The sequence below is a fragment of the Pseudomonas pseudonitroreducens genome, from assembly GCF_021603645.1.
GTDB lineage: Bacteria > Pseudomonadota > Gammaproteobacteria > Pseudomonadales > Pseudomonadaceae > Pseudomonas > Pseudomonas pseudonitroreducens.
In genome coordinates, this window is sequence record NZ_BQHJ01000012.1 from 42,367 (window position 1) to 65,003 (window position 22,637).

At 65.6% G+C, this 22,637-nt stretch carries 19 protein-coding genes and 1 tRNA gene; 13 read left to right on the forward strand and 7 right to left on the reverse strand.

Features of this window, described 5'->3' with window-relative positions:
- The first annotated feature begins 35 nt into the window (after positions 1-35).
- Positions 36-317 carry a hypothetical protein gene (locus L6D89_RS25545; RefSeq protein WP_236201550.1) on the forward strand — a complete coding sequence of 94 codons (282 nt, stop codon included), beginning with the start codon at positions 36-38 and terminating at the stop codon, positions 315-317.
- Here L6D89_RS25545 and L6D89_RS25550 read toward each other — a convergent pair.
- From L6D89_RS25550 to gabD, 3 genes are all read right to left on the reverse strand, one after another.
- Positions 303-1,499 carry an HDOD domain-containing protein gene (locus tag L6D89_RS25550; RefSeq protein ID WP_236201551.1) on the reverse strand — a complete coding sequence of 399 codons (1,197 nt, stop codon included), beginning with the start codon at positions 1,497-1,499 and terminating at the stop codon, positions 303-305. The genes L6D89_RS25545 and L6D89_RS25550 overlap by 15 nt on opposite strands.
- Positions 1,500-1,749: 250 nt before the next feature.
- A complete protein-coding gene (gene gabT, locus L6D89_RS25555) occupies positions 1,750-3,030 on the reverse strand; it encodes a 4-aminobutyrate--2-oxoglutarate transaminase (RefSeq protein WP_024766390.1) in 1,281 nt (426 codons plus the stop codon).
- Positions 3,031-3,231: 201 nt separating this feature from the next.
- Positions 3,232-4,683 carry an NADP-dependent succinate-semialdehyde dehydrogenase gene (gabD, locus tag L6D89_RS25560; protein ID WP_054910195.1) on the reverse strand — a complete coding sequence of 484 codons (1,452 nt, stop codon included), beginning with the start codon at positions 4,681-4,683 and terminating at the stop codon, positions 3,232-3,234.
- Positions 4,684-5,339: 656 nt separating this feature from the next.
- Between gabD and L6D89_RS25565 the strand changes: the two genes are divergently transcribed.
- Positions 5,340-5,416: transfer RNA gene (locus tag L6D89_RS25565), tRNA-Arg, on the forward strand.
- 224 nt (positions 5,417-5,640) lie between these two features.
- Positions 5,641-6,234, forward strand: a complete 594-nt coding sequence (locus L6D89_RS25570; RefSeq protein ID WP_236172097.1) for a transglycosylase SLT domain-containing protein — start codon at positions 5,641-5,643, stop codon at positions 6,232-6,234.
- A 35-nt stretch (positions 6,235-6,269) separates the two neighbouring features.
- Here L6D89_RS25570 and L6D89_RS25575 read toward each other — a convergent pair whose 3' ends face one another.
- Positions 6,270-6,995 (reverse strand): hypothetical protein, encoded by a 726-nt coding sequence (locus L6D89_RS25575; RefSeq protein WP_236172099.1) that lies wholly within the window; start codon positions 6,993-6,995, stop codon positions 6,270-6,272.
- 77 nt (positions 6,996-7,072) lie between these two features.
- Entirely contained in the window at positions 7,073-7,255 is a 183-nt protein-coding gene (locus tag L6D89_RS25580; RefSeq protein WP_236172101.1) for a hypothetical protein, read from the reverse strand.
- Positions 7,256-7,431: 176 nt separating this feature from the next.
- On the opposite strand from L6D89_RS25580, the gene L6D89_RS25585 reads away from it, so the two are divergent.
- Positions 7,432-7,866, forward strand: coding sequence for a CBS domain-containing protein (locus tag L6D89_RS25585; protein ID WP_081518744.1), 435 nt, complete (start codon positions 7,432-7,434; stop codon positions 7,864-7,866).
- Between the two features lie 16 nt (positions 7,867-7,882).
- On the opposite strand, the gene L6D89_RS25590 is transcribed toward L6D89_RS25585, so the two are convergent.
- Entirely contained in the window at positions 7,883-8,620 is a 738-nt protein-coding gene (locus L6D89_RS25590; RefSeq protein ID WP_236201552.1) for a metallophosphoesterase, read from the reverse strand.
- A 355-nt stretch (positions 8,621-8,975) separates the two neighbouring features.
- Here L6D89_RS25590 and L6D89_RS25595 point away from each other — a divergent pair, with 355 nt between their 5' ends.
- The 8 genes from L6D89_RS25595 (at position 8,976) to L6D89_RS25630 (ending at position 20,243) form a co-directional block, all read left to right on the forward strand.
- Entirely contained in the window at positions 8,976-11,192 is a 2,217-nt protein-coding gene (locus tag L6D89_RS25595) for a TonB-dependent receptor (protein WP_236201553.1), read from the forward strand.
- Positions 11,193-11,206: 14 nt separating this feature from the next.
- Positions 11,207-12,280: an ABC transporter substrate-binding protein gene (locus L6D89_RS25600; protein ID WP_236201554.1), complete on the forward strand. Its 1,074-nt coding sequence runs from the start codon at positions 11,207-11,209 to the stop codon at positions 12,278-12,280.
- A gap of 361 nt (positions 12,281-12,641) precedes the next feature.
- Positions 12,642-14,804 carry a TonB-dependent receptor family protein gene (locus L6D89_RS25605; protein ID WP_236201555.1) on the forward strand — a complete coding sequence of 721 codons (2,163 nt, stop codon included), beginning with the start codon at positions 12,642-12,644 and terminating at the stop codon, positions 14,802-14,804.
- 46 nt (positions 14,805-14,850) lie between these two features.
- Complete coding sequence (locus tag L6D89_RS25610; protein WP_236201556.1) at positions 14,851-16,446, forward strand: GMC family oxidoreductase; 1,596 nt, start codon at positions 14,851-14,853, stop codon at positions 16,444-16,446.
- A gap of 10 nt (positions 16,447-16,456) precedes the next feature.
- The gene (locus L6D89_RS25615; protein WP_236201557.1) at positions 16,457-17,866 is read left to right on the forward strand and encodes an aldehyde dehydrogenase family protein; all 1,410 of its coding nucleotides are present in this window, start codon (positions 16,457-16,459) and stop codon (positions 17,864-17,866) included.
- Between the two features lie 287 nt (positions 17,867-18,153).
- On the forward strand, positions 18,154-19,344 hold the full coding sequence (locus tag L6D89_RS25620; RefSeq protein WP_236201558.1) for an MFS transporter: 1,191 nt from the start codon (positions 18,154-18,156) through the stop codon (positions 19,342-19,344).
- Positions 19,345-19,647: 303 nt separating this feature from the next.
- Positions 19,648-19,902: a type II toxin-antitoxin system HicA family toxin gene (locus tag L6D89_RS25625; RefSeq protein WP_236201559.1), complete on the forward strand. Its 255-nt coding sequence runs from the start codon at positions 19,648-19,650 to the stop codon at positions 19,900-19,902.
- Positions 19,899-20,243 carry a type II toxin-antitoxin system HicB family antitoxin gene (locus L6D89_RS25630; protein ID WP_236201560.1) on the forward strand — a complete coding sequence of 115 codons (345 nt, stop codon included), beginning with the start codon at positions 19,899-19,901 and terminating at the stop codon, positions 20,241-20,243. Before L6D89_RS25625 ends, L6D89_RS25630 begins: the two co-directional genes overlap by 4 nt.
- Before the next feature lie 158 nt (positions 20,244-20,401).
- Here the strand turns inward: L6D89_RS25630 and L6D89_RS25635 are convergent, their stop codons facing one another.
- Positions 20,402-21,133: a class II aldolase/adducin family protein gene (locus L6D89_RS25635; protein WP_236201561.1), complete on the reverse strand. Its 732-nt coding sequence runs from the start codon at positions 21,131-21,133 to the stop codon at positions 20,402-20,404.
- A 339-nt stretch (positions 21,134-21,472) separates the two neighbouring features.
- Here L6D89_RS25635 and L6D89_RS25640 point away from each other — a divergent pair, with 339 nt between their 5' ends.
- A complete protein-coding gene (locus L6D89_RS25640) occupies positions 21,473-22,627 on the forward strand; it encodes an LLM class flavin-dependent oxidoreductase (protein WP_236172116.1) in 1,155 nt (384 codons plus the stop codon).
- The last annotated feature ends 10 nt before the right edge of the window (positions 22,628-22,637 follow it).

The following is a 22,637-nucleotide window of genomic DNA, read 5'->3' on the forward strand; positions in this document are numbered from 1 at the left end:
CGCCCGGCGCGGCCGATCGAGGGGAAAGGATTCCCATGCTCGACGATCTCTCCACCGCCCTGCTGGGGCGCCTGCTCCGCCTTCTGCTACTGGGCTTCGAGTTTCTGCTCGAAGGTCTGCTTGACGCCCTCTTCAACCGCTTCAGCTATCTGCTCGGCTGGCTCTTCCTGCGCCTGATCACACTGGGCAGGCGACCGCGCGGGCCGGCATTTCCCGACGATTTCCGTGGAGCCGACTGGCTGGTGCAACTTGTTGGCGCGCTGGTGCTGATCACTGTGCTGGCGCTGGCCTTCTGGCGAGCGCTAGGTCCGACCTAGAAAGCCCAGCTGCGCCGGCGTCAGCCGCAACATGCGCGCGGCCTTGTGCTCGGTCAGGGCCGGCAAGTCGTTTTCCGGCAGGCGTGCCGCGCTGGAAGCCAGGTTGACGATCAACGCCTCGCGGCTGAACACGCCGTTGTCGATGGCATAGGCCGCGGCGATCAGGTTGCGCAGCTCCAGCGGCAGGCGCCAGCGGGTGCGCAAGGCGGAGCCAAAGCTCGCACCGTGCGCCTTCAAGGCCTTATCCACATCCGCCTCGCCCAGCTCGCCGCCGGCGCTGTGCCAGTCCTGCAGGCTGCGCAGCAGCGCGAGGTCGCCCAGGCAATGCAACAAACCAGCGGTGAAGCAGCGGTCGGCGTCTGCCCCCAGCGACTCGGCCAGGGCAAAGGCCGCGTCGGCGGTATGTCGGGAAAGCTCCCAGAAGCGCTCGGCACGCTCCTTGAGCAGCGGATCATTGAGGGTGGCTGCGCGCTGCAGGGCGACCGCCAGCATCAGGTTCAATGCCTGCGCCACACCCAGCCGCGACAATGCCTGCATCAGCGTCTGGCAGGGCATGCCGACGTGCCGTGCAGCACTGTTGGCGGCGGAGATCAGGCACGCAGTGATCTGTGGATCGTGACCGAACTCCTGCTCGAGCATTTCCAGGTTGATATCGCTGGCTTCCATGCAGCGATTCACCGCTGCACCGACCTCCCCCATCAGCGGTGCGCCCTCGGTGGCATCGCGTTCGGTCTGCAGGAAGCGCTCCAGCGACAGGCTCTGCTCCAGGGTTGGCAACTCGCAGACGACGTTCTCGCCCGGCGCCAGCAGCAATGAGCGCAGGCGCTCGCGCAGGTTCTCGGCATTGAAGGGTTTGACCAGGTAGGCCGTGGGCGCCAGCGGCAGGGCAGCGCGCACACTGGCGGCATCGGCCTTGGAGCTGATCAGGATGAAAGGTTGGGCGACCGGCCCGCGGCGGCGCATGCGCACATGGCGCAGCAGCTCCAGCCCGTCACTGCCGGGCAGTTCGCGCTCGGCCAGGATCAGGGCGAAGGGATGGCGGCGGCAGGCCTCGATGGCCGTGTCGCCGTCTTCGCAGAATTCGACGTTCGCATCGCAGCGTACGCTCAGCACCAGTTGGCCAAGCAGCTCGCGGCTCCAGGGATCGCTGGCAGCCACCAGCACGCCGGGAGAAACGCTCATGGATCACACCTCGTTCGGGACGAATGCCGTCGCGGGCGGAAACAACCGATCCAGAGCCTTCCCTGCCGAGTGCCCGGTCCTTCGGATGCCGCCGGCCAACGGCCTACGGATACTGCGCAGCGTAGTCCAAAGCCCTCAGGCTTCCCATGCGCGCCATCAACTTCGGAAGACAATTCTCACAAAAAAAGACGCACAAAAAGAAAGGCCCGCTTGCGCGGGCCTTTCTCCTGAACGGCTAGAGTGATGAGGCTCAGGCCAGTTCGTCGAAGCACTCGGCCAGGATGGCCAGGCCTTTGTCCAGCTGCGCGTCCGGGATGGTTACCGGCATCAGGAAGCGGATCACGTTGTAGTAGGTACCGCAGGAGAGCAGGATCAGACCTTTCTCACGGGCACGCACCACGATCTTGCTGACCAGTTCAGCGGCCGGCTTGTTGTGATCGCCGCCTTCGAACAGCTCGATGGCGATCATCGAACCCAGGCCGCGAACGTCGCCGATTACCTTGTGCTTGGCCTGGATGTCGCGCAGGCCAGTCTTCAGGCGCTCGCCAACGGCTTGCGAACGGTCCAGCAGCTTCTCTTCGTCGAACACTTTCAGCACGGCCAGGGCCGCGGCGCAAGCGATCGGGCTACCGGCGTAGGTGCCGCCCAGGCCGCCCGGAGCGATGGCGTCCATGATCTCGGCCTTGCCAGCAACGCCGGAGATCGGGAAGCCGCCGCCAACGGATTTGGCGAAGGTGGTCAGGTCCGGGACGATGCCCAGCTGCTCGGTGGCAAAGAAGGTGCCGGTACGGCCAGCGCCGGTCTGCACTTCGTCAGCGATCAGCAGGATGCCGTGCTCGTCGCACAGGGCGCGCAGGCGCTGCATGAAGGCCTTGGAGTTGACGTAGAAGCCACCCTCGCCCTGAACCGGCTCGATGATGATGGCAGCGATGTCGCGCGGCTGAGCGTCGTTCTTGAAGATGCGTTCGATGCTGGCGATCGACTCGTCTTCGCTCACGCCGTGCAGTTCGCACGGAGCCAGGGCGCGGAAGATGCCGCCCGGCATCAGGCCCATGCCAGCGGAGTACGGAACGACCTTGCCGGTCAGGCCCAGGGTCATCATGGTACGGCCGTGGTAAGCGCCGGTGAAGGCGATCACGCCAGCGCGGCCGGTGGCGGCACGGGCGATCTTGACAGCGTTCTCAACGGCTTCGGAGCCGGAGGTGACCAGCAGGGTCTTCTTCGGGAAGTTGCCCGGAACGCGCTTGGCGATTTCTTCGGCCAGCTCGATGTAGGGCTCGTACGCCAGCACCTGGAAGCAGGTGTGGGACAGCTTGGTCAGTTGCTCCTGAACGGCAGCGATCACTTTCGGGTGCAGGTGACCGGTGTTCAGTACGGCAATGCCGCCGGCGAAGTCGATGTACTCACGACCTTCGACGTCCCACACGGTGGAGTTCTCGGCGCGCTCGGCGACAACCGGGTGGATCTGGCCTACACCGCGCGGTACGGCGGCCTGACGACGTTGCAGCAGGGATTCGTTGGTTTTGCTCATAGCTTCCTCAGTGGCCGCTCATCGGGCGACCGGATCAAAGGATGAAAGCGGGGAGAAGCCTCACGCGACAGCATACGATGATCGACTGTCGTGGAACTTGCGGCCCGCCAGACGGGTTGTCCGGTGCTACCACCGGAAAACGCCGACGCGAAGGTGGCTGTCAGCTCTTGCCTGCCACCTCGCGCCCACGGAAAAAACGGATCAGATACCGCCGAGGCAGAGGTATTTGACTTCGAGGTAGTCCTCGATGCCGTACTTCGAACCTTCACGGCCCAGGCCCGAGGCCTTGATGCCGCCGAACGGTGCGACTTCGTTGGAGATCAGGCCGGTGTTGATACCCACCATGCCGTACTCCAGCTGCTCGGCGACGCGGAATACGCGGGCCAGGTCGCGGGCGTAGAAGTACGAAGCCAGGCCGAACTCGGTGTCGTTGGACATGGCGATGACTTCAGCCTCGTCCTTGAAGCGGAACACCGGCGCCAGCGGGCCGAAGGTTTCGTCCTTGGACACCAGGGCGCTCTTCGGCACGTCGACCAGGATGGTCGGCTCGAAGAAGGTGCCACCCAGGCTGTGCGGCTTGCCGCCAGTGAGGACTTTGGCGCCCTTGGAAACGGCGTCGGCGATGTGCTCTTCGACCTTGGCGACGGCCTTGGAATCGATCAGCGGGCCGGTGGTGACGCCCTGCTCCAGGCCGTTGCCGATGTTCAGCTTGGCCACGGCGGCCTTCAGCTTCTCGACGAAGGCGTCGTACACGCCGTCCTGAACGTACAGGCGGTTGGCGCAGACGCAGGTCTGGCCGTTGTTGCGGTACTTGGAGATCAGCGCGCCTTCGACAGCGGCGTCCAGGTCGGCATCGTCGAACACGATGAACGGAGCGTTGCCGCCCAGTTCCAGGGACACTTTCTTGATGTCCTTGGCGCATTCGGCCATCAGCTGGCGACCGATCTCGGTGGAGCCGGTGAAGGTCAGCTTGCGCACGATCGGGTTGCTGGTCAGCTCGCCGCCGACTTCGCCGGCGCTGCCGGTAACCACGCTGAACACGCCTTTCGGAATGCCGGCGCGCTCGGCCAGCTCGGCCAGGGCCAGGGCGGAGTACGGAGTCTGCGAAGCAGGCTTGAGCACCATGGTGCAGCCAGCGGCCAGGGCCGGGCCGGCTTTACGGGTGATCATCGCGGACGGGAAGTTCCACGGGGTGATAGCCGCGGTCACGCCGATCGGCTGCTTGATCACGATGATGCGCTTGTCGGGCTGGTGGCCCGGAATGGTGTCGCCGTAGATGCGCTTGGCTTCTTCGCCGAACCACTCGAGGAAGGAAGCAGCGTAGGCGATTTCGCCCTTGGCTTCGGCCAGCGGCTTGCCCTGCTCGATGGTCATCAGGCGAGCCAGGTCGTCCTGGTTGGCGATCATCAGGTCGAACCACTTGCGCAGCTTGTTGGCGCGCTCCTTGGCGGTCAGTGCACGCCAGGCCGGCAGGGCCTTGTCGGCGGCTTCGATGGCGCGACGGGTTTCGTCGGCACCCATCTTCGGCACGGTGCCGATGATCTCGTTGGTAGCCGGGTTGTTCACGTTGATGGTCTTGCCGTTATCGGCGTCGACCCAGGAACCGTCAATGTAAGCCTGTTGGCGGAACAGCTTGGCATCATTGAGTTGCATGACCTGTCTCCTTTCGAGGAAAGCCTGTGGACGGCGGGTCTGCTTGGAGTCCCGCCTGCCTTGTTGTCTGGATGGGAGAGACCGCAGTCTCTGCCGTTCATTCGCCCCGACCGACCCGTATCGGCGCCGGAGGCGAATGCCGCCCCTGCACGGAGGCGACGCCCGGCGAACGGCTCTTAGTTCGCTCGGCATGCGGACACGAAAAAACGCAGGCCGGGGTCATTGCCCGGTCTGGTTGAACTCGTTCACGCACAGATTCCCGGGCTCTGCCCAGGAGTACGACTGCCCTACAACCTTCCGGTACGCTGATCGACGGAAGCCGCACGGAGACCTGTCACAAGGGACATGCGGTGGGTGCAACGGAAGACTGTCATCCCGCAGGCTGATGGCCGGCTGGTGTGATGCCAATTCTCCGGTCTCCTGTTGTTGTGATGGGGAGGCGTTTGAAATCTCAAACGAATCCTAGGGCCCTCGACTGCAAAGGGCAATAGCTCGTTCGACAAAACCAACGAAGGTATCAGGTTGCAGCGGGTTTTCGGAGCACTTCTACCGACAAGCGGCTGTTTTCGTTCGATATCATGAACGAGCGTACCTGCATTGGACGCCCGCACGGGAGATGCGTATGATTGCCGCCTGCCGCGCCAGCCGCGGCATACGCACCAGTAGCTCAGCTGGATAGAGTACTGCCCTCCGAAGGCAGGGGTCGTGGGTTCGAATCCCGCCTGGTGCGCCATCTATGTTGTTTCGAACTGCTTCATGCTGCCTGCGAAACTGCCTGAAAAAGCCCGCCCTGAGCGGGCTTTTCAGTTTCTACCGGCAACGCAGCGCGAGCTTCAGCACCGCTATCGTGGCGGCAGGCGCAAGTTCGAGGATCATCCTCGACAGGCGACGATTCAACTTCACCACCCAAGGTTGTATAAGCCTGCTGCCAACGCGCGAGAAAAGGACTCACCGCCCATGCTCCGGCTCCTGCTGCCAGCCCTGCTGCTGACCCTTGCCGGGTGCGCCACCAAGCCGCCGGCGCACCCGGAAAACCTCTGCGAGATCTTTCGCGAGAAGCCGAAATGGCACGATGCGGCGCTGAAGATGCAGAAGCGCTGGGGCGGGACGATCCAGGTGCCGATGGCGATGATGTACCAGGAGTCCTCCTTCAGGCACGACGCCCTGCCACCCCGTTACTACTTCCTCGGCTTCATTCCCTGGGGCCGGGTCAGTACCGCCTACGGCTATGCCCAGGCCAAGGACGAGACGTGGGCGGACTACAAGAAGGAAGCGGGAGGCTGGGGCGCCGACCGCGATGATTTCGCCGATGCGCTGGACTTCATGGGCTGGTACATGAACAAGACCTACAGCGTGAATCGCGTCTCCAAGTGGGATGCCTACGCCCAGTACCTGAACTACCACGAGGGCTGGGGCGGCTATCGCAATCGCAGCTACGACGCCAAGCCATGGCTGAAGGCAACGTCACAGAAGGTCCAGGCTCGCGCCTCGCTGTACGGCGCCCAGTACAAGAGCTGCGAGCAGGAGCTGTCGAGCGGCGGCTGGTTCTAGCAACCCCGAATGTTCACGCGACAGCGCAGGGGCGCTCAGCGCCCCATGATCCGCTGGTATTCGTCGCGGTATTCCTCGTACGGCAGGTTGCGCTGCTGCAACTCCATCAAGCGCTGCTCCTTGGTCAGCGGCCGGGAGACATGGGCGACAGTTTCCGCCGCGGTCGGCGAAACCGGCTGCGGGAGGGCCTCGGGCGGTTGCGCCGGGGTGGTAGCGGGCAGCGGCGCCGGCAGGCTGCGTGACGGGCGGGCGACCAGCAGGGCGCTGGTGATCTCGTCGACGATCTGTTCCGACACCGCACTGACTTCCGACGAGCCCATGGAGGTGAACAGGTCGCCGTCGGCTTCGCTTTCGTAACGGCGCGAGGCGAGTAGCTGGCCGGTGAGGCCATCGTGATAGCGCACGGTGGAGGCGATCCATTCTTCGCCATCGTTGCTCGTGCGGTTGTTGGCGCCATGTCCGGCGCCAACCTCGATGACCACCAGGGTCGACAGGGTGTCGGTGGCGCGCGGCTCGCCCTCCTGCTCGGTGAGCTGGTAGTCCGCCGAACCCGCCTCGTCACGCAGCGCCTCGCGCCAACTGGCCTTCAGCGCACCCCAGCGCGGGTTGGCCGCCACGCTGGCGTCGGGCTGGAAATTCACCACCATCACGTGGCGAGTGTCGCGGTAAAGCGAGATGGGCGCGGTGCGCTCATCCCGGCGGACGTCCGAAGAGCATCCGCAGATCAGGGAAACGGCCAGGGCGAGCGTGACGTTGCGCATGGTGCTTTCTCTTTATTGTCTGCCGGCATTCTGCCAGCCAATCATGACGCCCGGGTATCGTCCGAAGGTCAGCCCGCTTACCAGTCCTCGTCATCCAGGCCCGGCTGATACTCCTCCGCTTCCTCGTCATCGGCCTGGTGATCGTCAGGCTGATCCTCGAAGAATGCCGCATCCTCCTCGAGCAGGCCGTCGAGGTCGTCATCGAGGTCCAGCAGGTGGTCGTGTTCGGGCTCGTGGAGGTCGAGGTCGTCGTCAGTCATGGCCGGTCTTTCGTGGGGGGAAACAGGGAAGGGAATCACAGTATAAGTCGCGCCGCGGGCGGATGACGCTCGCGTGACGGCGGACGGCGCTTTCCGGCCTTGCCGGATCGCGATTCGTCCACGATTCTCTATGAACCACGGGCGCTGCGCCGTGAGACGACGAACAGGGGGTAGGAATGAAGACTGTGGCTCAGCTGTTGAACGCCAAGGCGGACCAGCAGGTTTACACCATCGCCCCGGATGCGCTGGTGATCGATGCATTGCGCCTGATGGCGGAAAAGAACCTCGGTGGCCTGCCGGTGGTGGAGGCCAACCAGCTGGTCGGCTTCTTCAGTGAGCGCGATTACGCCCGGCGCCTGGCGCTCAAGGGGCGCAACTCGGAGGACACGCCGATCAGCGCGGTGATGACCGCCCCGGTGATTACCGTGGACACCCACCTGAACGTCGACAAGTGCATGGGCATCATGACCGAGCGCCACCTGCGCCACCTGCCGGTGGTGGAGAACGGCGAGCTGCTCGGGCTGCTGTCCATCGGCGACCTGGTCAAGGCGGCCATCGCCGAACAGGCCGAACTGATCCAGCAACTGGAACAGTACATCCGCGGCGAGTGAGCGTCCCGGCGGTCGCTCAGCGCGCGGCCGCCGTAGCCACCGCGCCACTGTGCATGTCGACGATGCTCAGGCAGCCGTCGGCGTAGCCGCTGCCCGTGTCGATGTAGTGAGTGTTGCCCAGCGGGCGCACGGCGCTTTGCGCGGTATGGCCGACATACAGGCGCTCCAGCCCGGCGATGGGCGTGGCGTCTTCCTTCTCGATCCGCGTGCGCGCCCACATCACGATGGCGGCGGCGCGTTGACGGGCATCTTCGCCAAGCTCACCGGCCAGCGCCGCCACACCGCTGTCCCAGTCAGGGAACGCCGGCGTGATCGGCACCTCGGCGTGCACGATGCCGGCGCGACGGCCATCGCCCAGTTCCACTTCGATCGCCAGCGGTAACTGTTGCAGACGGCGGGCAATGCGCTCGCGGGTGAGCGGTGTGAGCTTGTACAGCCAGGCACCGCCGTTGCGCAGGTGCAGGTCGCGATCGTCCCCCGCCAGCACGATATCGATGACCAACTGCTCGTGATTGCCGCGCACCGAAGCGAACCAGGGCTTGGCCAGCCAGTCGAGCACTTGCGGGGAATAGGGCCCGCGATCCACCAGGTCGCCAGCGGCGAACAGGCGATCAGCGGCGGGGTCGAACCCGACCTGTCCGAGCAGGCGCTCGAGCAATTCGAAATGACCGTGCACATCCCCCACCACGAAGTCGCGGCCACGCGGGTTGTGCGGAAATCGTTGCACGGACTGCTCCGGCAAGAGCGTATTCATTACCAACTCCAGGGCTTTCAAGGACACAGCTTAACAGCTGCACATTGCGTTCCAGCGGCACTGCGACGAAAGCCTCGAGGGGTCTGCTGCCGCGCTGCTGCTCAGGCAGCGACGCCCCAGCATTGGCTGCTGCCCCAGCAGCACAGCGCCCGCAAGCCGATGGTAAAACCCATATTTATCAGAGAGTTAATCGACCAGCAGGAAGCGGTACGGAAGTTGCGATGTCCCCTTCAAGCCAACCGGCCTTTTTCACGCGTGAGCCAGCACAAGAGCAACGCAATAACAGCTTGATGCCTTGCGGCGACGACCGAGCACCACAGAGCCAGCCGTCCTTTCGCCGCCCCCTGGGGACACCATGTTCAAACGCAATACCCTTTCCCTCGCCGTCGTCCTGGGACTCGCCAGCCTCGGCGCGCATGCAGCCGACGGCGACACCCAGAGCCAGGAAGAAACCAGCGCCGCGCCGACCCTCGGCAAGGTGGTGGTGACCGCGCAGAAGCGCGAAGAGTCGGTACAGGAAGTACCGGCGCCGATCACCGTGCTCAGCGGCGAGAAGATCCGCGACGCCTCGCTGCAATCGGCCAACGAGGTCACCCGCTACACCCCCAACGCCTCCGCTGGCACCACCGATGGCCATGGCCGCCCGCGCTGGTGGATTCGCGGGTTGGGCACCGGTGACCAGGGCGCCAACACGGTCAGCCCGATCGGCATCTATGTCGACGACGTGTACATCGCCAACATCAGCGCCACCGGCTTCCCGCTGTTCGACCAGGAGCGCGTGGAAGTGCTGCGTGGCCCGCAAGGCACGCTGTGGGGCAAGAACACCACGGGCGGCGCGATCAACTTCATTTCGCGCAAGCCGACCTTCAGCCCCGAGGGCTACTTCAAGGTCGACATGGGCAACTACGCCAACCGCATCGTCGAAGGCGCGGTGAGTGACGCGCTGGTGGACGACAAACTGGCCGGGCGCGTGTCCTTCCACCACCAGGGCCGCGACGGCTACACCGAGAACAGGAACGACGGCAACGACCAGGGCGCGCTGGAAGACGACGCCGTGCGCCTGCAACTGGCCGCGCGGGTGAATGACAACCTCGACGCCAACCTCAACGTCCACGCTCGTCACTACCACGACACCGCCAGCTACAACACGGTGAGCTACGGCACCCGGCCCAACGGCACCAACCAGTTCGGTTACTCCATCGACCCGGAACTGGGCAAGGCCAACTTCAACGCCAAGTACCAGGCCGAGATCGACCAGGCCGGCAGCAACCTCAACCTGGTCTGGCAACTGGGCGACCTGGAGCTGACCTCCATCACCGCCTTCGAGCACTTCACCCGCGACGGCTGGACCGACAGCGACAACACCCCGCTGGAACTGCAGCGCAGCTACAGCTATGCCGACAGCCAGCAATGGTCGCAGGAACTGCGCCTGGCCTCGCCGCGCAGCGACCGGCTGAACTGGGTGCTGGGCTTCCACTACTTCAACGAGGACCTGGAGTCGAAGAACGCCAACGCGGCGCTGCCCAACGTCTACGTGCCCAGCTACTACAACAACGTCAGCTACGACCAGAAGACCGAGAGCTACGCGATCTTCGGCAGCACCACCTACAACTTCACCGACGACTTCAGCCTCACCGCCGGTCTGCGCTGGACCCGCGAAACCAAGGACATCGACCTGGAGCGCCTGGTCAACCGCGGCGCGGCGAGCTTCGGCGACGGCCACTGGTGGCAGCCGGGCAACGTCGACTCGCCGCTGATCGTCAACGCCACCCAGGACGAGAGCAACACCTGGAGCGACTACAGCTGGGACCTGACGCCCGAATACCGGATCTCCGACAATGCCCGCGCCTACTTCCGCTATGCCCGCGGCTTCCGTTCCGGCGGCTACAACGCCGGCGTCACCAGCCAGGCCACCGTGGCCAAGGTCGATCCGGAATACCTCACCTCCTACGAGCTGGGCCTGAAGTCGGAATGGTTCGATGGCCGCCTGAACGCCAACGCCAGCGTCTTCTACTACGACTACAAGGACATTCAGCTCAACATCGTCACCGCGGTGAACAACCAGACCGTCTCGCGCCTGGCCAACGGCGCCCAGGGCGAGGCCTATGGCGCCGAGTTCGAGCTCGAAGCCATCCCGGTGCAGAACCTCCACGTCAACTTCGGCCTGGGCCTGCTGCACACCGAGTTCACCGACTACACCTCGGGCACCGACGACTACTCCGGCAACCACTTCGTCCGCGCGCCCAGCGTCTCGGCGGTGATCGGCGCCGACTACCGCATCCCGCTGAACGTCGGCGGCGCGGTGATCCTCGGTACCGACTGGAACACCCGCAGCCGCCAGTACTTCTTCACCAACGACCAGAGCGCCAACATGCGCAGCGGCGGCTACACCCTGGGTAACGCGCGGGTGACCTACGAGCTGCCGGGCGAAACCACCCGCGTCACCGCCTACGTGAACAACCTGACCGACAAGGAATACCGCAACCACACCCTGCCGGGCGGCTACCAGACCGCCGCGGTGATGTTCGGTGATCCGCGCACCTTCGGCGTCTCGGTCACCACCGACTTCTGAGCGAGGTAACTGCCATGTCCCTGATCCATCGCACGTTCCGCCGCCTGCTGCCGGCGGCCGCCATGCTGCTCGCGGGCCACGCGCTGGCCGCCGAGCAGCCCAGCACCCTGCGCATCGCCACGGTGGCCTACGCCAACGCCGGGCAGATCACCTTCAACGGCCCGGCCTACGTCATCGACCGCGACAAGTGGCTGGAGCAGCAACTGGCCCAGCGCAACATCAAGCTGGAGTGGGTGCCCGCAGCCACCGGCTCGGTGGGCACCTTCGTCAACGAGGAGTTCGCCAACAAGCGCATCGACTTCGCCTTCTACGGCGACCTGCCGTCGATCATCGCCAACGCTTCGGGCGTGCAGACCCAGCTGATCGTCCCCGGCGGCATCGGCAACAACGTCTACCTCGTGGTGCCGCCAGGCTCCACGGCGAAATCCATCGCCGACCTCAAGGGCAAGCGCATCGCCCTGCACCGTGGCCGCCCCTGGGAGCTGTCGTTCGCCAAGTTGCTGGAAGCCAACCACCTGGGCTTCGAGGACTTCCGCATCTTCAACCTCAACCCGCAGGCCGGCGCCGCCGCACTGAGCGCCGGGCGGGTGGACGCCTTCTTCACCCTCAGCGACGCCTTCCTGCTGGAGGACAAGCAGGTCGGCCACGTCATCTGGTCGAGCAAGGAAGCCCCGGCGGACTGGAAGATGCGCGCCGAAGTGTGGGGCGCGCGGGACTTCGTCAAGGATCATCCGGACCTCACCCAACTGGTGGTGGACGCCTACCTGAAGGCCGCCTGGTGGGTGTCCCAGGACGCCAACCAGGCGGCGTACCAGCAAGCGCAATCACGCTCCGGCGTACCGCTGAGCGTGCTGCAACGCGAAGTCGCCGGCGAGCCGTGGCCAGCGCACTTCTCCCCGCTGTACGACGATGCCCTGCGCCAGCACTACACCGACGGCATCGCCTACAGCCTGAAGGCGAAACTGATCCGCAACGAGGTGAAGGTGGACGACCTGCTGGAACCGAAGTTCGTCGAGCAGGGATTGAAGAATCAGCAGCTCGAAGGATTCTGGAAAGAGCAGGTGAAAACCGTCGCCAGCCAGCCCTGACATTCCTGACACCAATGAAAATAATAAAGCCCCGCTCTCGGGGCTTTATTATTTTTTCGGCAAACTTCCAGGAGCAACTGTTCATAACAAGTAGCTGCCCCAGCACCACTGTAAACGCAGTTGCTGCAGCAACAGCAGAGAAACACCTTGAATTCGCACTAAACCGCTCTAAATCGCATGGCACAGAGCTTGCTCAGGCTAATGGGTAAATTATTAAAAGCCCCGAGCGACTGCCATGAAGCATGCAAGAGATTTTCGATTGAAACCGCTGGCCATTGCATTATCCAGCGCCCTTTTATTCAACACTGAAGTTGCACTTTCCGACGAATCCAATAGCGCCGGAAATATCACCCTGAGTACCGTGACCGTCCAGGGACAAAGCCAGGAAACCCAGGTCGGCGATGCCCGCAAGGAAGTCGCCCCAGTCTCCAGGGGCACCCTCAGCAAATCCCAGCTGGAAAAGTTCGTCGGCCTCGACAGTGCCGTCACCGGCGCCCTCAAATACCTGCCCGGCGTGCACGTCAGCGGCGGTGACAACAGCGGCATCACCGAAGGCGGATTGAACATCCGCGGCTTCTCCCAGGACCAGATCGGCTTCGTCCGCGACGGCATCCCGCTCAACGATCCGCAGTTCCTCACGCCCCATGCCGACTTCATGGGCGACCCGGAAAACTACGAGTCGGTGTCGGTGCTCTACGGCTCCTCCTCGATCAACGCGCCAACCCTCACCGCCAGCGGCGGCAGCGTGCTGATCAAGTCCGTGGCGCCGACCAGGGAAAGCGGCCTGCTGGTCAAGCAGAACGTCGGCAGCGATAGCCTGTTCCGTACCTTCGCGCGGGTGAACACCGGCGAGGTGAACGGCTTCTCCGCCTGGCTCTCGGCCTCGCGCACCACCGCCGACCTGTGGGACAACAGCGGCGGCGAGCTGTCCTCCAACCGCTACGAAGGCAACCTGCAGTACGAGTGGGACGGCAACCGCATCAACGGCCTCTTCTCCAGCTTCCTGATGCGCACCAACAGCTACAACCACCCGACGCTCGCCGAGTACCGCGCCAACAAGTACGACCAGGGCTACCCGCGCGACATTTACCCGACCAAGGGCAACGGCACCAACGGCGTGCCCGACGTCACCGTGCCCGGCCAGAGCGCGGCGGCCTCGCGCGCCGACTTCAAGATCCAGACCTACGCGCTCAACGGCCTGTTCAACCTCTCCGACAAGGTACAGCTGAAGGTCGACCCGTACTTCGTCCGCGTCACCGACGGCACCGCCGCCGTAGCCGTGGTGCCGGTCAACGAGAACAAGGTCAACGCCGACCTCAATGGCGACGGCGACAGCATCGACCCGCTGGTAACCGGCGCGCTCAGCGTCTACCCGACGCAGTACCGCATCGGCTCCACCAACACCCTGGATTTCCTGGTCAACGACGACCACACCCTGCAACTGGGCCTGTGGACCGACTACACCCACGCCCGCAACCAGTTCCCGGTGGTCGAGATCAAGGGCAACGGCAAGCCCGCCGGCATCGACGGCAGCCACAAGCTGCACGACGGCAACGGCAACGCCATCTACTTCACCGATCAGCGCAACGAGATCACCACCCAGAAGCTCTGGGTGCAGGACACCTGGGACATCACCTCGCAGCTCGTCCTCACCGGCGGCCTGGCCTGGCAGCACACGCAGAACAAGGGTGACGACCGCCTCAGCGGCTTCGGCGACAGCGCCGACTACAACCGCTTCCTGCCCAGCCTGAGCCTGAGCTACCAGCTCGACCCGCAGCAGCAGCTCTACTACAACACCACCTCGAACATGCGCACTCCGGCGGTGGCCTCGGTCTACGGGCAGGCCAACGGCGGCGACAAGCAGAAGCCGGAAGTCACCTGGAACCAGGAAATCGGCTGGCGCTACAGCACCGATGACCTGCTGCTCAGCGCGGCGCTGTTCTACGACAAGTTCAAGGATCGCCAGGCGGCGTTCGAGGAAGTCTCCGGCGTCACCTCCTACTTCAACGCCGGCGACGTCACCACCAAGGGCCTGGAGCTGTCGCTCAACGGCCTGCTGCCGGCGAACTTCAACTACTTCGCCTCCTGGACCTACCTGCGCTCCACCCAGGACGACGACTACAGCGCCGGCGGCGCCAGCCTCGACACCAGGGGCAACCAGCTCTATGACACCCCGCGCAACCTGTTCAGCGCCGGCATCGGCTACGACAACCAGACCTTCTACGCCAACTTCCTCGGCCGCCACACCGGCAGCTTCTACGGCGACCTGGCGAACAACGAGAAGATCGGCGGCTACACCGTGTTCGACGCCAACCTGGGCTACCGCCTCAAGGACCTGGGCAGCGCGCTGAAGGAAACCACCCTGACGCTCAACCTCAACAACGTCTTCGACAAGCACTACCTGTCGGGCGTGAACTCGGGGACGGTCTCCGCCGACCCGGCCGACGGCGACTTCTACGGCGCGCCGAAGTACTACAAGGGCGCACCGCGCGCCCTGGTCGCCGGCATCTCCGTCGGCTTCTGATCACCCTGCACGCGCCCGGTGCGGGAGCGCCGGGCCGGGAGGCGACATGACCACTCCTCGCTACGACCACATCATCGTCGGCGGCGGCAGCGCCGGCAGCGTGCTTGCCAGCCGCCTCAGCGCCGACCCGCAACGCCGCGTCCTGCTCATCGAAGCCGGCCCGGACACTCCACCCCACACCACGCCGGCGGAAATCCTCGACGGCCACAACCCCTTCCGCCTGCGCCTGGAACTGCGCGAGCGCTATTTCTGGCCGGACCTGAGCGTCCGCCACGGCGCGCAGCCCGAAGGCGTCGAGCGCCCCGAGCGCTACCTCGAACAAGCCCGCGTGCTTGGCGGCGGCTCCAGCGTCAACGTGCTGGTGGCCAACCGTGGCCTGCCGCGCGACTACGACCAGTGGGCAGCGCTGGGTGCCGAAGGCTGGGGCTGGGACGACGTGCTGCCGTACTTCCGCAAGCTCGAACGCGACACCGATTACGCCGGACCACTGCACGGGCATGACGGGCCAATCCCGATCAGCCGCGTCTCCACCCGCGACTGGACACCCTTCACCCACTCCGTGGTCTCGGCGCTGCAAGCCGAAGCCCTGCGCGACATCGGCGACCAGAACGGCGTGTTCGACGACGGCTACTTCGCCCCGGCGGTGAACCTGGAGCACGGCCAGCGCGTGTCCGCCGCCCGTGGCTACCTGGACGAACAGGTGCGCGCGCGGCCCAACCTGACGCTGTGGACCGACAACCCGGTGCTCGGCCTGCTGCGCGATGGCACGCGCATCACCGGCGTCGAGCTGCAACGCAACGGAGAGCTCATTGCGGTGGAAGCTGGCGAAGTCATCCTTGCCGCCGGAGCGCTGCAATCGCCGGCCTTCCTGCTGCGTAGCGGCATCGGCCCGACCAGCCAGTTGCAGGAGCTGGGCATCGAGGTGATCGCCGACCGCCCCGGCGTCGGCGGCAACCTGTGGGAGCACAGCTCGCTGGGTACCCTCGCCACCCTGGGCGATGCCGCGCGCTCGGACGCGGTGCTGGCGCGGCCCGGCACCTCGCACCAACTGGGTATCCGGGTCTCCTCGGGCGTCGATCCGGACACGCCCTCGGACCTCTACCTGGCCATCGGCGCGGACGCCGAGCGCGGCGTCGCTCACGCGCTGTTCTGGATCAACAAGCCCAGCTCCAGTGGCCGCCTGACCCTGCGTGACCGCGACCCGGCAAGCCCACCGCAGGTCGATTTCAACCTGCTCGCCGACCCTCGCGACCTGCAACGCGCACGTGTGGCACTGCGCACCATCCAGCGCCTGTTCAAGCACCCGGTCCTGGCGCGCTACGAGCTGCAACTGGCGCTCACCCCCTTCGCCGTGCCGCAACCGGGCGGGCCGAAGCTGGAAACCCTGCTGGCCGACGACGCGGCGCTGGAAGCCTACCTGCGCCGGCACATCGGCGGCGTCTGGCACCCCAGCGGCACCTGCCGTATCGGCGCTGCCGATGACCCGCAGGCTGTGGTCGACAGCGCCGGTCGCGTCCACGGCGTTGAAGGCCTGCGCGTTGCCGACGCTTCGATCATCCCGGTGATCCCCACCGCCAACACCAACCTGCCGACCCTGATGCTCGCCGAGAAAATCGCCGACGCCATCCTGGGCGGTGCCTGAGGAACTCGCCATGTCGCGCTATGAACTGCTGATCGATGGTCGCCTGCAGGCGGCTGAGCACTACGACCGGGTGATCGACCCAGCCAGCGAAGAAATCGTCGGCGAGGCCGCCCGTGCCAGCCTGGCACAGGTCGACGCGGCGGTGGACGCCGCACACCGCGCCTTCCCGGCCTGGGCCGGCGATCTCGACGTCCGCCGCCAGAGCCTGGCCCGAGCCGCCGAACGAGTACGCGAGAATGCCCAGGCGCTGGCCGAGCTGATCACCCGCGAACAGGGTCGCCCACTGCGCTCGACACTGGAGGAAGTGGCTGGCGTCGCCGCCACTTTCGAGCACCACGCGCAGCTGGAGCTACCCGCCGACACCCCGTTGCGCGACGACGGCGAACGCCTGGTGCGCATCACCCGCAAGCCCCTCGGCGTGGTCGCCGCGATCACGCCGTGGAACGTTCCGCTGATCCTGCTGGTACTGAAGATCGCGCCCGCCCTGCACGCTGGCAACAGCGTGGTGGCCAAGCCCTCGGAGCACACTCCGCTGTCCACCCTGCTGCTGGCGCGACTGCTCGGCGATGTGTTCCCCGCTGGCGTGTTCAACGTGATCGCCGGTGCAGGCGAGGTCGGCGAACACCTGGTACGTCATCCGCGAGTGAGCCACGTGACCTTCACCGGCAGCGTCGCCACCGGCAAGCGCCTGTATGCCGGTGCAGCGGACGACCTCAAGCGCCTGACCCTGGAGCTGGGCGGCAACGATCCCGCGCTGGTGCTGGAAGACGCCGACCTCGACGCCATCGTCGAACCGCTGTTCTGGGGCGCTTTCTGGAACAGCGGCCAGGTGTGCTTCGCAATCAAGCGCCTGTACGTGCATGAAAGCCTGCTCGAACCCCTGCTGGCGAAACTCGCCGAGCGCGCCCAGCGCACCCGCCTCGGCCACGGGCTCGATCCGCAGACGGAACTGGGGCCGCTGACCAACGCGCAGCAACTGGAACGGGTGATCACCCTGGTGGAAGACGCCAAGGCTCATGGTGCGCGCATCCACAGCGGCGGCGTGCGGCCCGATGGCCCCGGTTATTTCTACCCGCCGACCCTGGTCAGCGGCGTGGCGGCCGGCGTCGCGCTGGTGGATGAGGAGCAGTTCGGCCCGGTGCTGCCGCTGATCCCGTTCCGCGACGAGGAGGACGCCATCGCCCAGGCCAACGCCAGCCACTATGGCCTCGGCGCCTCGGTATGGACCCGCGACCTGGCGCGCGGCGAAGCCATCGCCGGGCGGCTGGAGGCGGGCCTGGCCTGGGTCAACCAGCACGGCCACATCCAGCCCGGCGCGCCCAAGGGCGGACACAAGTGGAGCGGGCTCGGCTACGAAGGCGGGCAACGCGGTCATGAGGCCTTCAGCGAGCTGCAGGTTCTAAACATTTCGCGGCGCTGAAGCGATTCAAAAGCCCCCCACCCTGCCCCTGGCTACGCGCCCCGCTCCTCAAGCGGCAGAGGGGACCGCTCGGCGCAGGATGGAACTACCGCGTCTACCGGTACGAACTGTCCCTTCTCCCAAAGGGAGAGAGGACCGTTTGGCTCCGGATGAAACGGCTGCGTCAGCCAGCGCGGACTGCCCCCTCTCCCCAAGGGAGAGGGCTGGGGTGAGGGGAAAAACGCCGGCGCAAGCCTTCCCGGAAAACAGACAGCCATTGCAACCCAACTCTCAAAGAGGATTCCCCGATGCGTGCCGGAAGCTGGCCCTCGATCCTGCTCACCCTGGCCTTCGCCGTGATCATCGCGGCGTGCCACGGCAAGACCATCCTGCTGGTCGCCGACATCGCCAACACCTTCTCGGTCAGCCCCTCGCGGGCCAGCTGGGTAGTGTCGGCGGTGGCGGTAGTCGCCGCCCTCGCCTCGCCGCTGGTCAACTGGATCGTGGCGCGGGTCGGCGAGCGCCGCGCCATCGTCTTCGGCCTGTTGCTGGCGGCGGCGTGCAGCTACCTGGCGAGCCGCACTGAAGATTTCACCACGCTGATCACCCTGCGCGTCATCGAAGGCGCCGGCTACATCAGCGTGGTGCTCGCCGCACTCGCCTTGCTGGTGCACACCACCGAAGGCCGTCGCCGCACCACCGCGCTGGCGTTCTGGTCTGTGGCCTCGCCCCTGGGCGGCGCCATCGCCATCTTCGCCGTGGCGCCCTATGTCGGCGGCCAGCATGGCGAATGGCGCAACGCCTTCAGCGGCCACGCGCTGGTGCTGCTGGTTCTGCTGCTGGCGACGCCGCTGCTGCCGTCGGTGAACCTGGCGACCCGCAGCGAGCGCCACTCCCTGCGCCAGACCTTCCGCCTCTACGCCGACCCGTCCGTGCTGCGCCTGGCGCTGGCCGTGGGCGCACCGCTGACCGTGGCGCTGGGCCTGGTGACCATCACCCCCGACTACTTCATCCACAGCCTGGGCGTCGCCCCTTCGACCATCGGCGTGATCTCCACCATCGGTATCCTCTCCAGCGTGCTGGCCGGGCTGCTCGCCGGCTTCGTGCTCAACTTGCGCTTCTTCGGCCCGCTGGCGGTGGTCGGCGGCGCGCTGATCGGAGTGGTGCTGGAGGTGCTGGTGTTCATCCCCGGCATCGCCGCGTCCACCGCCATCGTGGCGAAGATCGTCCAGGGCTTCGTCGGCAGCTTCGTCGTCGCCTGGGTGTTCACCAGCATCCCGCGCATGAGCCGTGGCGGCGACGTGATGGGTGCCGGCGGTGTGGCAGAGCAGGCGCTGTACCTGTCGATGTTCCTCGGCCCGGTGCTGCTGTTCCCGCTGTTCAGCCTGCCCTCGCGCCTGCCGTTCTTCGCCGTGCTGATCGTCGCCAGCCTGCTGCCGCTGTTCCTGCTGCCACTGGGGCTGCGCTGGCGCGCAGCGGAACCGCCGGTAACCGCCTGACAAAGTCGGCCCCAGCAGGACGCTCACACTCGCGCTTTCCGTAGGATGGGTGGAGCCTGCGATACCCATCAGCCAAGGCCGGGCGAAACACGATGGGTATCGCTTCGCTCCACGCCATCCTACAAAGGCACGCCGGAAAGCCTGGTGTGTGAGTGTGTGTAGGAGCGAGCTTGCTCGCGAACCAACCTCGCTGCGGACTCTGTTCGCGAGCAAGCTCGCTCCTACTAAAGCTTCGGAGGTGGCTGGCCCATCCCGAGGAAATGGCAACCGCAGAGTGCTATCATATGGCGATAGCATTTCTGGATGCAGAACCGCCACCGTAAAACCCTCGCCATGATCTTCCGCACGCCAACCAGTGCATCGATAGTCTTTACCGACATCGAAGCTCTGGTTCTGCATCTGGGCGGCACCGTGGATAAGCGTGAAGGGTCACGGGTGAAATTGGTTCTGCATGGCCAGACCTGGCGCTGCCATCGCCCGCATCCAGGCAAGGAGGCCAAGCGTTACCAGGTCGAGGAAGCCCGGGAATTCCTGCGTCGGGCCGGAGTGGAAGCATGAGCCGCATGACCTACAAGGGCTACATCGCCCGTATTGAGTTCGATGATCGTGATGACCTCTTCGTCGGCCGCCTGCTGGGCGTGAACGACATCATCAGCTTCCATGCCGACAGCGTTGGTGGGCTGCATGCTGCCTTCCAGGATGCCGTCGAGGATTACCTGGCCGACTGCGCGGAGCGCGGTGTGGAACCGGAGAAGCCGGCGTCCGGCAAGATCATGCTGCGCATCCGCCCGGAAGTTCACGCTGCCGCCGCCATTGCCGCCAAGGCGTCCGGCAAGAGCCTGAACCAGTGGGCGGAGAGTGTTTTCGAACGCGCAGCCCGCAGACGCACCAGCGGTTGAGTGCAGATTTGTAGGAGCGAGCTTGCTCGCGAACCGAGCCCACAGCGGAGCCTGTTCGCGAGCAAGAACTTGGCGTCCCCCTCGCTCCTACGAAACGCCGCCGATTCGCAGCCATGAAAAAGCCCTCGCAAGAGGGCTTTTTCAGTTCAGGCGAAGGTTCAGGCCGCCGCGCCCAGCAGCTTCTGGCCCTGCTCCCAGAGGCCGGTCATCTTCCACTGCTGTTCCAGCACGCCGGGGCCGAATTCCTGGGAGCCGCCGAGGCCTTCGGCCAAGCCCTGGAAGTAGGCGCCTTCCTCGATCAGCAGGATCAGCTTGGACGCCTTGATCAGGTCCTCGCCCCAGAAGGTCGCGCCGCCGTTGGCTTCGAGGATGGCCGGGGTGTGCGGGTTCTCGGCAATGCGGTCGAGGATGAACAGCGGCTCCGGCTGGCGGCGGTCGATGTAGATCGGCAGCTCGCGGGCCAGGGTCACGCGCTGGGAGGCGGCGTAGCGGATCGGCAGCACGCGGTGGGCGCTGGCCCAGCCGCCGAGGTACGGCGTGTGCACGTGGATCACCACGTTGATTTCCGCGCGCGCCTGGAAGATCGCCGCGTAGCGCTTGCCGTTGCCGCCGGCGCCACGGCCGCTGAGCGGGGTCGCCCCGGCGATGCTTTCGTCGAGGATCACCTCGCCGTCCCAGGTCGAAATCACCGCACGGATTTCCTGGTCGTCCGCCCAGGGGTTGGGCGCATGGACGGCGATCACCTTGTCGCTGTCCGGCACGCGCACGTAGGCCTGGTAGGTATTGGTGGCGGTGAGGGTGCGGCTCTCCTTGAGCACGCGGAAGGCCTTGGCGAAGTCGCGGCGGACCTGTTCGAGCTGGCTGGCGAGTTGCGGGTCGAGGGTGGACATGGAGTGCCTCCTGGCAGTCGGGGATGGATGAACCGCGTGGCGGTGTTCCAGGGACTGAGCAGGACTTGTGCCATTAAAAAATATTCAAATTAATCAGCAAGTTAAGAAATTGCCCCGGTTTCACCAGGACAGCAACCGCGGCTGAACGGGAGAAATTGCTGCCCGTCCAGCATCCCCTGCTGACCCACTGCTGCTGTACAGACAAACGCCCTGCTGCGACAGCAGCACACTGCCCTGCAAGCCGCGCTCCGCCTGGCCTGCAGCCTTTGGGCACAGCCCTTGCTCAAGACCTTGCACGAGCAGCACGACGCTGCCCCCGCAAAGCAAAGGAGCACGGCCATGAGCACCGAATTCTTCTGGCGACTGCCGCTGGGCAGCGACGGTCCCTATCTCGCCTCGGACAAGAACAACCGTGGCAGCCACATCGAGCGCCCCGGCAACATCGCCCCGGGCCGCCTGCCCAACGGCGAGCCGGACGGTTTCACCTACATCGACTACATCGCCCAGGTCGCCAAGGCCGCCGAGATCGCCGGCTTCGAAGGTGCGCTGCTGCCCACCGGACCGGAGCCGTGGATCGCCGCCGCGGCGCTGGCCCGCGAGACCCGGCGGATCAAGTTCCTCATCGCCTTCCAGGCCGCCTGGACCCTGCCCGCCTATGCCGCGCAGCAGGCGGCGATCCTCCAGCACCTGTCCCGCGACCGCCTGGAGTGGAACATCATCACCGGCGGCAACCCCGCCAGCCAGCGCGCCAACGGCGACTTCCTCGAGCACGACAAGCGCTACCAGCGCACCGGCGAGTTCCTCGACATCATCGACGGCCTGTGGAAGAACGAGCAGTTCTCCTACCAGGGCGATATCTACCAACTGGAGAACGGCTCGCTGCCCATCGCACTGCGCAACGTGCGCAAGCCGGGCGTGTACTTCTCCGGCTTCTCCGACCCGGCGCTGGACGTCGCGGCGAAGCACGCCGACGTCTACCTGAACTGGGCCGAACCCATCGACAAGCTCAAGCCGCACCTGGAGCGCGTGCGCGAGCTGGCCGACAAGCAGGGCCGTGAAATCCGCTTCGGCATCCGTATCGACCTGTTCGCCCGCGAGACCGAAGAGGCCGCCTGGAGCGAGCTGCGCCGCCAGTACGAGCGCATCGACGCGCGCACCAGCGCCTTCATCAAGAACTTCGCCACCGGCTCGGACTCCGTCGGCGCCGCACGGCAGACCGCCTACCACCAGAACGTCGAGCGCTTCGACGACCTGATCCTCGGCCCCAACCTCTGGGCCGGCTTCGGCAAGGCCAAGCCGGGTCCGACCATCGGCCTGGTGGGCAGCCACGAGAACGTCGCCGAGCGTCTCGCCGAATACCGCGACGCCGGTTTCTCCACCTTCATCCTCGCCGGCAATCCGCACCTCGAAGAAGCCCTGCGCATCGGCCAGGAAGTGCTGCCGCTGGTGCAGGGCAAACGCGCCGACATCCACGAACTCAAGGCCCGCGCCTGACCCACAAGGA

Coding starts and splice junctions, on each gene's coding strand:
- L6D89_RS25625 (WP_236201559.1), top strand. CDS start 19,648: ATGCAGAACCGCCACCGTAAAACCCTCGCCATGATCTTCCGCACGCCA.
- L6D89_RS25635 (WP_236201561.1), bottom strand. CDS start 21,133: ATGTCCACCCTCGACCCGCAACTCGCCAGCCAGCTCGAACAGGTCCGC.
- L6D89_RS25575 (WP_236172099.1), bottom strand. CDS start 6,995: ATGCGCAACGTCACGCTCGCCCTGGCCGTTTCCCTGATCTGCGGATGC.
- L6D89_RS25615 (WP_236201557.1), top strand. CDS start 16,457: ATGTCGCGCTATGAACTGCTGATCGATGGTCGCCTGCAGGCGGCTGAG.
- L6D89_RS25595 (WP_236201553.1), top strand. CDS start 8,976: ATGTTCAAACGCAATACCCTTTCCCTCGCCGTCGTCCTGGGACTCGCC.
- L6D89_RS25590 (WP_236201552.1), bottom strand. CDS start 8,620: ATGAATACGCTCTTGCCGGAGCAGTCCGTGCAACGATTTCCGCACAAC.
- L6D89_RS25640 (WP_236172116.1), top strand. CDS start 21,473: ATGAGCACCGAATTCTTCTGGCGACTGCCGCTGGGCAGCGACGGTCCC.
- L6D89_RS25550 (WP_236201551.1), bottom strand. CDS start 1,499: ATGAGCGTTTCTCCCGGCGTGCTGGTGGCTGCCAGCGATCCCTGGAGC.
- gabT (WP_024766390.1), bottom strand. CDS start 3,030: ATGAGCAAAACCAACGAATCCCTGCTGCAACGTCGTCAGGCCGCCGTA.
- L6D89_RS25630 (WP_236201560.1), top strand. CDS start 19,899: ATGAGCCGCATGACCTACAAGGGCTACATCGCCCGTATTGAGTTCGAT.
- L6D89_RS25545 (WP_236201550.1), top strand. CDS start 36: ATGCTCGACGATCTCTCCACCGCCCTGCTGGGGCGCCTGCTCCGCCTT.
- L6D89_RS25610 (WP_236201556.1), top strand. CDS start 14,851: ATGACCACTCCTCGCTACGACCACATCATCGTCGGCGGCGGCAGCGCC.
- L6D89_RS25580 (WP_236172101.1), bottom strand. CDS start 7,255: ATGACTGACGACGACCTCGACCTCCACGAGCCCGAACACGACCACCTG.
- L6D89_RS25620 (WP_236201558.1), top strand. CDS start 18,154: ATGCGTGCCGGAAGCTGGCCCTCGATCCTGCTCACCCTGGCCTTCGCC.
- gabD (WP_054910195.1), bottom strand. CDS start 4,683: ATGCAACTCAATGATGCCAAGCTGTTCCGCCAACAGGCTTACATTGAC.
- L6D89_RS25585 (WP_081518744.1), top strand. CDS start 7,432: ATGAAGACTGTGGCTCAGCTGTTGAACGCCAAGGCGGACCAGCAGGTT.
- L6D89_RS25570 (WP_236172097.1), top strand. CDS start 5,641: ATGCTCCGGCTCCTGCTGCCAGCCCTGCTGCTGACCCTTGCCGGGTGC.
- L6D89_RS25600 (WP_236201554.1), top strand. CDS start 11,207: ATGTCCCTGATCCATCGCACGTTCCGCCGCCTGCTGCCGGCGGCCGCC.